The organism is Microbispora sp. CA-102843 (assembly GCF_050936215.1).
Classification (GTDB): Bacteria; Actinomycetota; Actinomycetes; order Streptosporangiales; family Streptosporangiaceae; genus Microbispora.
Genome location: NZ_JBNJNF010000001.1, coordinates 1,707,633 through 1,722,015 on the forward strand (window position 1 = coordinate 1,707,633; position 14,383 = coordinate 1,722,015).

A 14,383-nucleotide genomic window follows, 5' to 3' on the forward strand; every position below is an offset into this window, starting at 1 on the left:
ACCGAATTCCGGCGACCCCGCCCTAGCGTCGCCGCCATGACCGAATGGAACGCCAGTCACATCCCCGATCAGCACGGCCGGGTCGCCGTCGTCACCGGTGCGAACTCGGGACTCGGCCTGGTCACCGCGACCGAACTCGCCCGGCACGGGGCACACGTCGTGATGGCCGTACGCAACACCGTCGCCGCCGAGCGGGAGGCCGAGTCGATCCGGCGCTCCGTGCCACGGGCCGAGATCGAGGTGCGAGAGCTCGACCTGGCCTCGCTCGAGTCGGTGCACGCGTTCGCGAAGGATCTGGCTGCCGGCTTCCCGGCGATCGATCTGCTGGTCAACAACGCCGGCGTGGTCCTCCTCGGCCCCGCCCGCACGACGGCCGACGGATTCGAGCTTCAGCTCGGCACCAACATGCTGGGCCACTTCGCCCTCACCGGCCTGCTGCTCGACAACCTCGGCCGTGCGGACGCCGCACGGGTCGTCAGTCTCAGCTCGATCACCCACAAGAACGCCCACCTCGACTTCGACGACCTGATGTCGCGGCGCGACTTCAACGCCAGTCGCGCGTACGGCCGCTCCAAGCTCGCCACCACCGTCTTCGGCCTCGAACTCGACCGCCGCCTTCGCGCCGCGGGCTCACCGGTCGTCAGCGTCGTCGCCCACCCCGGGCTGTCCAGAAGCAATCTCACCCCCCGGGCCTGGGAGTACCGCCCCCGGGCCGGGCGGATCTTCGCCCGGATCGGGCTGCTGGTGACGCAGCCGACCGAGCGAGGGGCGCTGCCCCAGCTCTTCGCCGCGACCGCGCCCGGTGTCCGCGGCGGTCAGTTCTTCGGACCGTCCGGCTTCTTGGAGACGCGCGGCCGGGTCGTGGAGGTCCGCCCCAGCACGGAGGCGGCCGACCCGAGTGTCGGGCGGCGCCTGTGGACCGCCGCCGGAGCCCTGACCGGCGTCACTTACCTCTGACCTGAGCCAAGCGTGCGGATGCGGCCGAACTCGCCGTCGTAGCCGGGGTCCTTGGTCACGTCGCCGTTCCGCAGGCGGCCGATCGCGTCGGCGAGCCGCGGTGAGTGGGCGGCGATGTCGTCGAGGGGGAGATCGCCGAGGATCGCGAGTTCGGGTCCGAGCGCGGCCACGATCCTGTCGGTCTCGGCGCTCGCCTTCTTGCTCTTCGGGCCCACCCCCAGGATCTCGGCCACGATATCCGGGAGCGGGACGAGGTTGCGGAAGCCCGCCGCGCCGCGCGGGCTCCCGCCCGCCGGGCGGTCGGCGAGGTCCTCGACCCTGCTCAGCACGCCGACCGTGAGTTTGCGGCCGCACACCGGGCAGAGGCCGCCGAGCTTGCGCGTCTCCTCCGGGTCGAGCCGCACGCCGCACTTGCGGTGGCCGTCGACGTGGTACTTGCCCGCTTCGGGGAAGAACTCGGTCGTGCCGCACAGACCGGCGCCGGTGCGCAGGGCGCGCTCGATCGCGAAATAGTCGAGGTCGGTATCGAGGATCGTGGTCTCGCGGCCGACGATGGGCGGCGAGTGGGCGTCCGAGTAGCTGACCAGCCGATACCCGTCGAGGCCGGAGACCTGCCACATCATCGCGGGGTCGGCGGACAGGCCGGTCTCCAGCGCGAAGACGTGCTCGGTGAGGTCGCCGAAGCACTCCTCCAACGTGTCGAACCCCGATTTCGAGCCGAGCACGCCGAACCACGGCGTCCAGACGTGCGCCGGCACCAGGTAGGCGCCCTCGCCGCAGGCCAGGACGGCCTCCAGCAGGTCGCGGGAGCTCATGCGTACGGTGGGCCGGCCGTCCACATCGAGGTCGGCGACCTTGGCGAGGCCGCGGTTGAACTCCTCGACCTGGTCGAATCCGGGCAGGTAGACGAGGTGGTGGATCTTCCGGGAGCGGCCGCCCTGGGAGTAGACGGTGGAGATCTCCACCGACAGCATGTACCGCACGGGCGCGGCGGCCACGCTTCCCGGCAGCGTCGCGGAGACCTCGCGGTCGAGTTCGTCGCGCAGCCGGAACAGCCCCGGCTCGGCCGGCACCAGAGCCGTCCGGAGCCGTTCCAGCCAGGCCGGGTGGGTGAAGTCGCCCGTGCCCATGAGCGTGACGCCCTTGCGCCGGGCCCACCAGGTCAGTTGCTCCAGGTCGCTGTTCTTGCTGCACGCGTAGGCGTACCTGGAGTGCATGTGCAGGTCGGCGTGGAAACGCACCGTGACCTCTCCTGTCGGCTTGACCCTGGATCTACCAGGTTGCCGACCGGAAGAGGTCCAAACGCCCGCCGCGCGGCGACCGGCCCCCTACAGTTCGGCGATGCGGTCCAGCAGCGCCTTCTTCGCCGTGCTGAACTCCTCGTCGGTCAGCACTCCGCTCCGGTGCAGTTCGCCCAGGTCGGCGAGCCGCCGAATCAACAGGTCGCGGCTCAGCAGGTCACGGCCGTCGGGCCCTCGCCGCGCACGTGGAAACGCAGGCTCCCGTAGGCCAGGCCCGACTGCGGCTTCCACTCGACGCCGGTCAGATCCGACAGCCGGAACTCCTGCGCGCCGGCGCAGCCGCCGGACCTTGCGCACCTCGTGGACGTCGCGGCCGCTGCCGGGGGTGATCCTCACCGCCTCGACATCGACCGTCCATGAGCCGTCTTCCACGACGATCTCGATCATGCGGTCACACTACGGCGAAAGCGGAGACCCCGGACGCGGCGCCGGGACGAGGGTCCCGGCGCCGCGTCAGAGGACGGTCAGGGGATCAGTAGAGCTTGTTGTCCGGCACCGGCAGGTCGATCTGCTGGGGACCGTGCCAGGTGCCCTTGTCCTTGGGAATGTCGCCGCCGTTCAGCGCGTGGCCGACACCGAGCACGAGCGGAATCTCCACCCGGCTCTTGTGCAGGTCGATGGTGACGGTCGTGCCGGTGGCCCGCTCGCCGCTGTAGTTCGAGTCGGTTCCGGCGATCACCAGCCCGATCCTGTGGCCCTTCTTGAAGACGTACTCCTGCGGCAGCGTCTTCCACTTGACCTGCGCGTACGTTCCGGGGGTCAGCGGCGACGACTCGGAGAGCGAGTCGCGGTTCTGCGCGTCGATCCAGCCGCGGGCCACGACCTCCAGCGGCCGCGTGGCCAGGTTCGTGACGACCTTCCGGTAGCAGGCGTCGTCGGCGGCGGTGCTGTCGCCGTGGCAGTCCTCCTCGGCGAGGGTGGTGATGCCCTGCCCGCGGCGCCAGTCGACCCGGGTGTCCTCGCCGAAGTCGACGAGAAGCGCGGTCAGGTTCGAGGTCGGCTTGTCGAGCGAGACCCGCAGGTCCACCTCGGGCGTGCCCGACATGCGCAGGTCGCGCGGCAGCTCACCGGTGGTGAAGGAGACCCGTCCGGGCTTGGCCGTGCCGGCGTCGGCGACCATCGCGTCCTCCGACTGGCGGATGTCGGTGAAGCTCGCGGTCTCGCCGTTCTTGCCGGGGTTGAGGTTCAGCGAACCATCGGCGGACGGGCGGAAGAAGTGGGTCGAGGCGGCAGGCGTCGGCCAGTCGCGCTGGGTGACCCACTCGGCCGGGCCGACCTGCACGTCGGCGCGGGGCTCCTGCATGATCCCGTTGTCCACGCCGAGCAGCCAGCGGTCGAACCAGCGGTGCAGCGTGTCGACCCACAGGTCGCGGCGCCCCTCGAAGTCGAAGGGGTCCACGTGCTGATACTGACCGACCCAGATCTTGCGCGGCACGTTCCGGTCGGCGAGCGCCTGCCACCACACCGAGAAGTTGTCGGGCTTGACGTTCAGGTCGTTGACCGTGTGCACGACGAAGACGCTGGCGTGCACCTTCGAGGCGTCGCCCAGCGAGCCGGCGGTGTAGTCGCGCTCGGCCCAGAAGGCGTTGTAGTTGCCGGTCGTGTCGTCGGCGTCGACGTCCAGCTGAGCCCGCTTCGCCGCGCACTTGGCGGCCGGGTCCGTGTCGACGGCCCGGGACAGGTACGACATGTAGTTGTAGTTGTAGATGACGCCGTTGGAGCGCTGGTACTTGTACCAGGAGCTGATGGCGGAGATCGGGACGATCGTCTCCAGGCCCTCGACGCCGGTCGCCGCGACCGCGTTGGCCAGCGTGCCGTCGTACGACTTGCCGATCATGCCGGCCTTGCCGGTGCTCCAGTCGGCCACGGCCGGGGTGCCGTCGTCGTGGTAGGCGGGGGCGCGGCCGTTCAGCCAGTCGACGACCGCCTTGCCGCCCAGCACGTCGGCCTTGCCGCCCACGTCGGGACAGCCGTCGGACTTGGTGGTGCCGATCATGTCGACGTTGAGGACGGCGTACCCGCGCGGCACGAAGTAGTTGTCGTAGAACAGCGGGAACTTGGCGGGCTCGCCCGCCGCGTCGTACACCTTGCGCTCGGACTCGTTGCCGCGCCCGGAGTTGTCGTAGTAGGGGCTCTCGTCGATGATCGTCGGCACCTTGAGCCCGGGCCCCGACTCCCTGGGCCTGATGATGTCGACCCTGACCCGGTCGAGGCGGCCGTCGGAGTCGCTGTCGACGCTCGACTCGACGTAGACGTGCTCGCGGACGGCGTCGGCGTAGGAGAAGACCGGCTGGGTCCGTCCCTGCTCGACGGTTATGGCGGGTCCGGTGGCCGCGTGGGCCGGGACCGCGCCGATCGCGGTCACGACGACCGCGGCGATGGCTGCTCGTAACAGCACGGAGAGCCTCCAGAGGGGGTGCGGAAATACTCCGCAAATCTCCATGCGTGCCCGTATGCCGACAAGATCCCTTTATGTGATCGACATCACCTTGGTCCTAGTATGTGACACAGCTCGGACGTTCAACGGGCCGTTGCGATGAGGCGGCGCAGTGCGGCGTGGGCGGGTGGGCCCCACGTGGCCTTGCCGCCTGGGCGGCCGCGGACGCCGGCTTCACCGATGAGGATGCCGCTGAGGGCGCGTCCGACCGCCCATCCGCGGGCGCGGCGCAGGGTCGCGGCGTCCGGGGCCGGCTGGTAGGCGTCATGGAAGCGGCCGGGGGCGCCGTCCGGCAGCAGAATCCAGGCGGCGGCGAGGTCACAGGCCGGGTCGCCCGCGAAGAGGTCGCCGAAGTCGATCACGCCGCAGATCGTGCCGTCCGCGGTGAGGATGTTGGCCGGATGCAGGTCGCCGTGGAGCCATAGCGCCGGGCCTGCCCAGCCGGGCGCGGCGGCGGCGTCGTCCCAGACCGCGCGGACGGCGTCCGGGTCGGGGATGAGCCCCATCTCGGTGGCCGAGGCGAGCTGCTTGGCGAACCCCTCGGAGTGGTCGGCCAGCGGCCCCCCGCGGTCGCGGCCGGTGGGCGCCTGGTCGGGGGCGGGTTGGTGCAAAGCCGTCAGGAAGGCGGCCAGGACGTCGGCCGCCTCCGCGGCGCGCGTGACGGGGGCGCGGTCGGCGGGCGCGCCCGGCACCCAGGTGGTGACGATCCAGGGTCGTGGAAACAGGGCGGAGGGCTCGCCGAGGCGCTGCGGGACGGGAACCGGCAGAGGAAGGCGCGGGGCGAGGACGGGCAGCCAGGTGTACTCCTTGCGCAGCAGCGCGTCCGCAGACTGCGTCGCCCAGGGCAGCCGGACGGCGAGGTCGTCGCCGAGCCGCCACAGCTGGTTGTCCCAGCCGCGCGCGCCGAGGCGCAAAGGGCGATCGGCCAGGTCGGGGTGCTGGTCGCGCAGCAGATCCCGCACCAGCTCCGCGGTGATCTCGATCTCGGTGTGGGTCATGCGGAGCAACGGTAGCCGGGCGGCCCGTTCTGCAAGCAGCCTCCGTTTCCGAGGGTCAAAAAACGCCGTGAACCCTTGACTGCTCCCCGGCAGGATTGAGAACCTTCTCACCATCCCGGTGAGAACGTTCTACACGTTCGTGCACCGGTCAGTGAGAACGTTCTACTTGCGGAGTGTCCCCATGACTTCCAAATCCGGCCTGCGACCCGTCGACCCCCAGCTCAGGGAGGTCATCGGGGGAGCGGTCGACCAGCGCGGCGTCGCCGCGAAGGTGGCGGCGCAGGCGGCCTCGCGCGGAGTGACGGACGTGTTCTTCCTCGGCTGCGGCGGCTCCTGGGCCTCCTCGGTGCCGGCGCACGCCACGCTGTCCGCCTCGGCGACCGGGCTGGTCAGCCACAACATCAACGCCGCCGAGTTCCTGGCATGCCCCTCGCCCCGGCTGTCGGAGCGCTCGCTCGTCGTGGCCTCCTCCCACTCCGGCGCCACCCCCGAGACGGTGGCCGCCGCGCGCCTGGCCAAGGAGGCGGGCGCGTACGTGGTGGCGGTGGCGACCGACGACGACAACCCGCTCGCCGAGCTGGGGGACGCCGCGTTCACCTACCACAGCGAGAAGACGATCACGGCGGCCAAGCACGTCCTGCTGGGGCAGCTCGTGCAGGAACTGCTGCGGATCGAGGGCGCGGACCTCGACTACGAGACCCTCGAACGCGGCTACGCGGCGCTGCCCGACGCGCTCGCGGTCGCCACCGAGGCGCACGAGGAGCTGTCGGCGACGATCGCGCGGGAGACCGCCGACGCCGACCTGACCTTCGTGGTCGGCGGGGGCAACGCGTACGGCGTCGCCTTCCTGCTCTCGGTCTGCTACCTGATGGAGATGCAGTGGAAGAAGTCGGTCTGCGTGGCGTCCGGCGACTTCTTCCACGGGGCGTTCGAGATGGTCGTCGGCGACGCGCCGCTGATCCTCCTGCGCAGCGAGGACCGCACCCAGGCGATGGCCGACCGGGTCGCCGCCTTCGCCCCGAAGGTGACCTCCCGGGTCTTCACGCTCGACTCGGCCGCACTCGAACTGCCCGGGGTGCCCGCGGCGGCCCGGCCGGAGCTGTCGGCCCCGGTGCTGGCCAACGTCGCCACCCGGCTGGCCGACCACTACGAGTCCGTCACCGGTCACTCGCTCGACGAGCGGCGCTACATGCACAAGATGGCCTACTGAGATGCGGCTGTGCGGAGTCGGCGACAACGTCGTCGACAGATATCTCGACCTCGGCCTCGTCTTCCCCGGCGGCAGCGCCTGCAACGTCGCGGTCCACGCCGGGCGTCTCGGCGCGGAGGCCGCCTACCTCGGCTCGATCGGGGCCGACCCGGCGGGCGACCTCGTACGGCACAGCCTGGCCGCCGAAGGGGTCGAGGCCCGGTGGTCCCGGTACGGCGGCCACCCCACCCCCCGGGCCGACGTCAAGCTCGACGCCGACGGCAACCGGACCTTCGTCGACTACATCCCGCCGACCGAGGACCTGCGGCTGAGCCCGGCGGACCTCGACTACCTGTCGTCGTTCGACCTCGTCCACACGGGACACACCAGCCTGGTCGAGGACCAGCTCCCCGACATCGCCCGCGTCACGAAGGTCTCCTTCGACTTCTCCTACAAGGACATGGAGTACGCGCGGGACCTGCTGCCCTCGGTCGGCATCGCCTTCTTCTCCCGGGCCCGGCTCGACCGGCGCGAGTGCGCGGAGTTCGCCGCGTCGGTCCTCGCTCTCGGACCCCGGTTCGCCGTCGTGACCTGCGGAGATCAGGGCGCTTTGCTGGCCTCGGAGGGACGTACAGTGTGGCAGCCGGCGGTCCCCACCGAGGTGGTGGACACGCTGGGCGCCGGCGACGCCTTCGCGGCGCAGCTGCTGGTCGCGCTGCCCGCGGCCCCGGCCGAGGTCGCCATGGCGCGGGCGGCCGCGTACGCCGCCTCCGTCTGCCGTCACCACGGCGGCTACGGCTACCCCGCCGATCTCGACGCCCTCTACCCACCGGAGGAGACCCCATGAAGGACAGCGCCGACCTCGCTGTGCGGGTGCGCGGCGTGCGCAAGCGGTACGGCCACGTCGAGGCGTTGCGCGGCGTCGACCTGGACATCGCCCCCGGGGAGATCCACGCCCTGCTCGGCGACAACGGCGCCGGTAAGTCGACGCTGGTCAAGGTGCTCGCGGGAGCGGTGACGCCCGACGAGGGCACCGTCGAGATCAACGGCGTGCCGCACCGGTTCACCGGCCCGAGGGACGCCCAGGCGGCCGGCATCGAGACCGTCTACCAGGACCTGGCACTCGCGCCGACGCTGCCGCCGGACGCCAACCTCTTCCTCGGGCGCGAGCCCTCCCGGCCCGGGCTGCTCGGCCGGCTGGGGTTCGTCGACCGCAAGACCATGCGGGCCGAGGCCGCCACCCACCTGCGCCGGCTCAACTCCAAGATCCAGGACCTGGGCGCCGAGGTCGGCTCGATGTCGGGCGGGCAGAAGCAGGCCGTCGCGGTGGCCAGGGCGGCGATGTGGGGCTCGGCCCTGATCATGATGGACGAGCCGACCGCGGCGCTCGGCGTGGCGCAGACCGAGTCGGTCCTGGAGCTCATCAGGCGGATCCGGGACGAGAAGGGCCTGCCGGTGCTGCTCATCTCCCACAACCTGCCCGACGTCTTCCGCGTCGCGGACCGCTGCACGGTCCTGCGGCTCGGCAGGCGGGTCCTGACCGCGCCCATGGCCGACGTCACCTCGACCGACCTGATCAGGGCGATGACGGGCGCCGACACCCTGAGCCCGACCGAGGAAAGGGCGGCAGAACCGCGATGACCGACCTCGCTTCCCCGACCACGCCGCCGAGCACGCCGCGCAGGAGGGCCGTGCGGCGCCCCCAGCGGCTGTCCGACGCGACGATCCTGCTGCTGCTGATCGCCATCGTGGTGGTCTTCTCGGTCGTCACTCCGGCGGGCACGTTCCTGTCGCTGAGCAACGCCGAGTCCATCCTGCTCACGGCCTCGCAGTTGCTCATCCTCTCGTGCGGCATCACGTTCCTGCTCATCGCCGGCGGGCTCGACCTGTCCATCGGCTCGATCACGATCTTCTCCGCCGTCGTCGTCGCGAAGGTGATGGGGTCGCTCGCCGGGACGGCGGCGCAGGCGGCGGACTTCCACTATCCGAACCTCGGCTTCGCGATCACTGTGGCGATCGTCTGCGGCCTGCTGGTGGGCGCCGGCTGGGGAGCCGTCAACGGCGTGCTCGCCGTGAAGCTCCGCATCCCTCCGTTCATCGCCACGCTCGCGACCGGCGGCATCGTGCTCGGCCTGGCGAGCGTCTGGACGAACGGCCAGAACGTGCAGAACGTGCCGCTGCCCTTCCAGTCGTCGTTCGGCCTGGGCAAGCTGTTCGGGGTCATCCCGTGGTCCATCGTGATCGCGGCCGTGGTCACCGCGGTCTTCTGGGTCGTGCTGTCCAAGACCCGCTTCGGCCTGCACACGTACGCGATGGGCGCCAACCTGGAGGCGGCCCGCCGCGCGGGCGTCAACGTCAGGCGGCACATGATCCTGCTCTACGTCGGCACCGGCGCCCTGTGCGGGATCGTGGCCGTCCTCGACGTCGCGCGGTTCAGCACGGCGTCGATCACCAGCCATTCCGGGGACGCGCTGTCGGCCATCGCCGCCGTCGTCATCGGCGGGACGAGCCTGTTCGGGGGGCGGGGCCGGATCTCCGGCACCGTGGTGGGCGCGCTCATCCCGGCGGTCCTGCAGAGCGGCTTCGTGATCATGGACGTCCAGCCGTTCTGGCAGAGCGTCGCCGTCGGCGTCGTCCTGCTCGTGGCCGTCTACGTGGACCAGGTCAAGATCCGCGCTCAGGAGCGCACATGAGCTTCCTCGCTCACACCCACCCCTCATGCCGAAGGAACCCGATGAAGCGAACCATCCCCGCCCTGGCCGCGAGCGCGCTGGCGGTCTCCCTGCTGGCCGGCTGCGGCACGTCCTCGTCCGCCGACGACGCCGGAGGCGAGAGCGCCGCCGGCAAGAAGATCGTCATGCTGCTGAACGACCAGTTCGACCCCTACTACCTCACCCTGGTCGCCGGAGCCGAGGCCGAGGCGAAGAAGCAGGGCTTCGACTTCAGCTGGCAGGCGCCGTCCACCCTCGACGTGGCCTCGCAGACCCAGCTCCTGCAGTCCGTCGCCGCCCGCAAGCCGGACGGGATCATCATGTCCGCCCTGGACGCCAAGGCGATGATCGCGCCGATGAAGCAGGTCATGGCGCAGGGCATTCCGATCATCACGGTGGACGCCGACGTCGCCGACCCGTCGGCCCGCCTCGCCACCGTCACCTCCGACGGCGAGGCCGCCGGTCGCCTGGCCGCCCAGACGATGGACAAGCTGCTCGGCGGCAAGGGCAAGGTCGCCTTCGAGGGCTACACCCCGGGCACGTCCAGCACCGACGCCCGTCTCAAGGGATGGCAGGAGGGGCTGAAGCAGACCGGCCTCGAGTACGTCGCCGAGCGCTACGACGCCACCGACCTCACCACCATCGCCGGCACCGTGAGCGCGGTGCTCAAGCGCTACCCCGACCTCGCCGGCGTCTTCACCAACTGGACCAACCCCACCATCGGCGCCGCCCAGGCCGTGCAGGCCGCGGGCAAGAGCGACCAGGTCAAGATCGTCGGTTTCGACGCCTCGCCCGACGAGGTGAGCCTGCTCAAGCGCGGCCTGGTCGCGGCGCTGATCATCCAGAAGCCCGGCGACATGGGCAGCAGGGCGGTCTCCGACCTCGCCGCCTATCTCAAGGACGGCACCAAGCCCCAGTCGGTCAGCCTCGACGCGGTCGTCGCCACCCAGGAGAACCTGAACGACCCCGCCGTCAGCGCGTACTTCTACAAGGCAGGTAAGCAGTGAGCCAACGCCTCGGAATCGACGTCGGCGGGACCTTCACCGACGTCGTGGTCATCGGCGACGACGGGCGCGTCCTCGTCGAGAAGGTCCCCAGCACACCGGAGAACCAGGCGGGCGGCGTGCTCGACGGCGTCCGTGCCGCGCGGGGCACGCGCGGCGTCGACACCGGCGCCCTGCGGATGTTCGCGCACGGGTCCACCGTCGCCACCAACGCCCTCCTGGAGTTCAAGCTCCCGCCCACCGCGCTGATCGTGACCCGCGGCTTCCGGGACGTCCTGGAGATCGGCACGCAGCTTCGCCCCGCGCTGTTCGACCTCGGGGTCGTCAAGCCGGAGCCGGTGATCCCACGCGAGATGGTCTTCGAGATCGACGAGCGGCTCGACCGGCTGGGCGGGGTCGTCACGCCGCTCACCGACGAGGAGATCGACCGCATCGTGGCCCAGGTCGCGGCGAGCGGCGCCGAGGCGTGCGCGGTCACGCTGCTGTTCTCCTTCCGCAACCCCGCCCACGAGCGCCGGGTGGCCGAGCGGCTGGCCGCCGCGCTGCCCGGCCTGCACGTGGCCGTCTCCTCCGAGGTCGCGCCCGAAATCAAGGAGTACCCCCGGGCGTCGACCACCGCGATCAGCGCGGCGCTGCAGCCGCTGGTGGCGCGCTACCTGTCGGCGGTCGAGGACGGACTGGACAGCGAGAAGGTCACCTGCCCGTTCTTCGTGATGCAGTCCTCGGGCGGTGTGATGTCGGCCGCCGAGGCGTCGGCCGCCGCGCACAAGATGGTGCTGTCCGGTCCCGCGGCGGGGGTGCTCGCCGCCGCCCGGGTGGCGGAGAACCCGGCGTACGCCAACCAGATCACTTTCGACATGGGCGGCACGTCCACCGACATCTGCCTGATCCACGAGGGCAGGCCGCGCCTGGACCGGGCGTCGCAGTTCGAGGGACGGCCCCTGCAGGTCGCGCAGTTCGACATCCACACCATCGGGTCCGGCGGCGGGTCGCTGGCCCGGGTGGACGCGGCCGGGCTGCTGCGGGTGGGACCGGAGAGCGCGGGCGCCGTCCCCGGGCCCGCCTGCTACGGACGCGGCGGCACCCGGCCCACGACGACCGACGCCCAGGTGGTGCTCGGCCGGGTGGACCCCGCGCGGTTCCTCGGCGGGGAGATGACCCTCGACGTGGAGGCCGCCAGGCAGGCGGTGCTGACGCACGTCGCCGAGCCGCTGGGGATCGGCCTGGAGGAGGCCGCGCTGGGCATCCTCGACGTCGCCGACGCCATCATGGCCAGGGGCGTGCGCGTGGTCAGCGTCAACCGCGGCTACGACCCGCGCGACTTCGTGCTGCTGCCCTTCGGCGGGGCCGGTCCCATGCACGCCCTGTCGGTCGCCGAGATGGTCGACATCAGGACCGTCCTGGTGCCGCGCCACCCCGGCACGTTCTCGGCGCTGGGCCTGGCCACCTCCGACCTGAAGTACGACTTCTCGCTCACCGTGGACGCGCCGGTGGACACGCTGAGCCCAGAGGAGATCGAGGGGCTGTTCACCGGCCTGCTCGACCGGGCCCGCGACCGGCTCTCCCGGGTCGAGTCGCTCACCGCGGGACGTACGGAGAACCGGCTGGCCCGCTTCCGCTACGCCTGGCAGGACAACGACGTGGAGGTGCTGCTGCGGCCCGGGCCCGTGGACGCGCAGAGCCTGGCCGAGGCGCTCGACCGCTTCCACGCCCAGCACGAGTTCGAGTTCGGGCACAGCGACAAGGAGGCCCGCGTCGAGCTCGTCGCCGTCGGCGTCGAGGTGTACGGCGTGCTGCCGCGTACGGCCGCCGCTTCCGCGGAGGCGGCGTCCTCCACCCCCGCCCCGGCCTCCGTACGGCGGGTCTGTTTCCGCGGGGCCGGCTGGGCCGACACCGGCGTGTACGAGCGGGCGGACCTGACGCCCGGGGCGGCGTTCAGCGGCCCGGCGATCATCGAGGAGCGCGAGGCGACCACGGTCGTGCCGCCGGGCGCGCAGGTGCGCGTGGACGGCGACGGCAACCTCGTCCTGACTGTGAAGGGAACCTCCGCATGAGACGAACCGACCCGATCACCACGGAGGTGATCAGGCACGCCCTGGAGACCATCGCGGAGGAGATGGGCACCGCGCTGCGCCGCACCGCGCTCAGCGTCGTGGTGAAGGACATGCGCGACTACAGCTGCGCGGTCTTCGACCGGTCGGGCCGGCTGCTCGCCGCCGCGCTGGACATCCCGACGCTGCTCGCCTCGATGTCCCCCGCGCTGCGGGCCTGCCTCGACAAGTGGGGCGACGACATCCACCCCGGCGACGTCTTCCTCAGCAACCACCCCTACCTGGGGGCCTGTCAGACCAACGACCTCAACCTGTTCGTCCCGGTCTTCGACGGCGACGAGCGGCTCATCGGCTTCACCGGCGCCATCGCCCACCACGCCGACTGGGGCGGGGTCGTGCCCGGCACGGCGGCGGCCACCAGCCGCAGCGCGTTCTACGAGGGCGTCATGCTGCCGGCGGTGAAGCTGGAGGTGCGCGGGGTGCCCGAGCCGAACGTCCGCGACATCATCACGGCCAACACCCGCCACCCGAAGCAGAACCACGGCGACCTGCGCGCCCAGGTCGCCTCCGCCCGCTCGGGCGCCCGCCGCTTCGCCCGGCTCGCCGAGCGGTACGGCACCGACACGCTGGTCACGGCGATCGACGACCTGATCGGCTACACGGCCGAGCGCACCCGGGCCGAGCTGGCGGCCCTGCCCGACGGGACGTACCAGGCCGAGGGGTGGCTGGACGACGACGGCATCAACCCCGGCGCGGCCGTCCGCCTCGCCGTCACGGTGACGATCGAGGGCGACGGCGCGCACGTCGACTTCTCCGGCTGCGACCCGCAGATGCCCGGCGGCATGAACATCCCCACGTCCACGACGCGGTCGGTCGTGCACTACGCGATCAAGTGCCTGCTGCCCGACGACGTGCCGTTCAACGAGGGGTCGATGGAGCCGGTGACCATCCACGCCCCGGAGGGCTCGGCGGTCAACCCGATCTTCCCCGCCGCGGTCGGCGACCGGCACCTGGCCTCCCAGCGGCTGGCGTCCGTCATGACCCGGGCGCTGGCCCCGGCGGCCCCGCACCGGGCGGCGGCGGAGTGGTTCGTGGGCTGGCCGGTGCTGATCTGCGAGTCGGCCTCGCCGAAGACCGGGGACGGCGTCGTGCTGCTCGCCAACGTCGCGGGCGGGGCGGGCGGCACCGCGGCGCACGACGGCGCGGACGCGGTCGACGTCCACATGGCCAACTGCGCGATCATCCCGGCGGAGGTCATCGAGTCGAGCTACCTCCTGCGTGTCGAGCGCTACGAGCTGAGGCCCGACAGCGGCGGCGCGGGGCGCACCCGGGGCGGCCTGGGCATCCGCGCCGACTACCGGAACATCTCCGACGGGCCCATGCAGTTCCTCTCCGAGGCCGAGCAGAGCGACCCCGGTCACGCCCCGCAGGGCCTCGACGGCGGCCTGCCCGGCACGCCCGCCTCGATCGTCCTCATCCGGGAGGACGGCGCGGAGACCCTGCTCCCCGCGAAGGGACAGCACGTCGCCGCCCCGGGCGAGGTGGTGAGCCTGCGGGCCGGCGGCGGGGCGGGATTCGGCGACCCGGCGCTGCGCCCGAGGGAGGCCGTGGAGGCCGACCTGCGCAGCGGGCGGATCACCGCCCGCGCCGCGCGAGATCACTACAATCTCGCTGCGGCGGATCGCTGATGGGCGAGCCGCCGGCGCTTCCCGGGCGTGCGCGCGATGACGGCCGG

Annotated in this window: 12 protein-coding genes; 8 read left to right on the forward strand and 4 right to left on the reverse strand. The window is 71.7% G+C overall.

Going from position 1 to position 14,383, the window contains the following annotated elements:
- The first annotated feature begins 36 nt into the window (after positions 1–36).
- Positions 37–957 (forward strand): oxidoreductase, encoded by a 921-nt coding sequence (locus ACQEVJ_RS07985; RefSeq protein WP_433098702.1) that lies wholly within the window; start codon positions 37–39, stop codon positions 955–957.
- Here ACQEVJ_RS07985 and ACQEVJ_RS07990 read toward each other — a convergent pair.
- The 4 genes from ACQEVJ_RS07990 to ACQEVJ_RS08005 all read right to left on the reverse strand — a co-directional run bounded on the left by ACQEVJ_RS07990 (position 948) and on the right by ACQEVJ_RS08005 (position 5,693).
- Positions 948–2,198: an endonuclease Q family protein gene (locus tag ACQEVJ_RS07990; RefSeq protein WP_433098704.1), complete on the reverse strand. Its 1,251-nt coding sequence runs from the start codon at positions 2,196–2,198 to the stop codon at positions 948–950. The genes ACQEVJ_RS07985 and ACQEVJ_RS07990 overlap by 10 nt on opposite strands.
- An 87-nt stretch (positions 2,199–2,285) precedes the next feature.
- Positions 2,286–2,645, reverse strand: a complete 360-nt coding sequence (locus ACQEVJ_RS07995; RefSeq protein WP_433098706.1) for an SHOCT domain-containing protein — start codon at positions 2,643–2,645, stop codon at positions 2,286–2,288.
- Between the two features lie 85 nt (positions 2,646–2,730).
- Positions 2,731–4,656, reverse strand: a complete 1,926-nt coding sequence (locus ACQEVJ_RS08000) for a Xaa-Pro dipeptidyl-peptidase (RefSeq protein WP_433098709.1) — start codon at positions 4,654–4,656, stop codon at positions 2,731–2,733.
- 122 nt (positions 4,657–4,778) lie between these two features.
- The gene (locus ACQEVJ_RS08005) at positions 4,779–5,693 is read right to left on the reverse strand and encodes an aminoglycoside phosphotransferase family protein (RefSeq protein WP_433098711.1); all 915 of its coding nucleotides are present in this window, start codon (positions 5,691–5,693) and stop codon (positions 4,779–4,781) included.
- A 181-nt stretch (positions 5,694–5,874) separates the two neighbouring features.
- On the opposite strand from ACQEVJ_RS08005, the gene ACQEVJ_RS08010 reads away from it, so the two are divergent.
- The 7 genes from ACQEVJ_RS08010 to ACQEVJ_RS08040 are packed head-to-tail and all read left to right on the forward strand — an operon-like array spanning position 5,875 to position 14,336.
- A complete protein-coding gene (locus ACQEVJ_RS08010) occupies positions 5,875–6,903 on the forward strand; it encodes an SIS domain-containing protein (RefSeq protein WP_433098713.1) in 1,029 nt (342 codons plus the stop codon).
- Position 6,904: 1 nt separating this feature from the next.
- Positions 6,905–7,729: a PfkB family carbohydrate kinase gene (locus tag ACQEVJ_RS08015; protein ID WP_433098715.1), complete on the forward strand. Its 825-nt coding sequence runs from the start codon at positions 6,905–6,907 to the stop codon at positions 7,727–7,729.
- Entirely contained in the window at positions 7,726–8,523 is a 798-nt protein-coding gene (locus tag ACQEVJ_RS08020; RefSeq protein ID WP_433098717.1) for an ATP-binding cassette domain-containing protein, read from the forward strand. Before ACQEVJ_RS08015 ends, ACQEVJ_RS08020 begins: the two co-directional genes overlap by 4 nt.
- The gene (locus ACQEVJ_RS08025) at positions 8,520–9,575 is read left to right on the forward strand and encodes an ABC transporter permease (protein ID WP_433098719.1); all 1,056 of its coding nucleotides are present in this window, start codon (positions 8,520–8,522) and stop codon (positions 9,573–9,575) included. Before ACQEVJ_RS08020 ends, ACQEVJ_RS08025 begins: the two co-directional genes overlap by 4 nt.
- 41 nt (positions 9,576–9,616) lie before the next feature.
- A complete protein-coding gene (locus ACQEVJ_RS08030; protein ID WP_433098721.1) occupies positions 9,617–10,600 on the forward strand; it encodes a substrate-binding domain-containing protein in 984 nt (327 codons plus the stop codon).
- On the forward strand, positions 10,597–12,651 hold the full coding sequence (locus tag ACQEVJ_RS08035; protein WP_433098723.1) for a hydantoinase/oxoprolinase family protein: 2,055 nt from the start codon (positions 10,597–10,599) through the stop codon (positions 12,649–12,651). The genes ACQEVJ_RS08030 and ACQEVJ_RS08035 overlap by 4 nt, the downstream gene beginning before the upstream one ends.
- Positions 12,648–14,336 (forward strand): hydantoinase B/oxoprolinase family protein, encoded by a 1,689-nt coding sequence (locus ACQEVJ_RS08040; RefSeq protein WP_433098725.1) that lies wholly within the window; start codon positions 12,648–12,650, stop codon positions 14,334–14,336. Before ACQEVJ_RS08035 ends, ACQEVJ_RS08040 begins: the two co-directional genes overlap by 4 nt.
- The last annotated feature ends 47 nt before the right edge of the window (positions 14,337–14,383 follow it).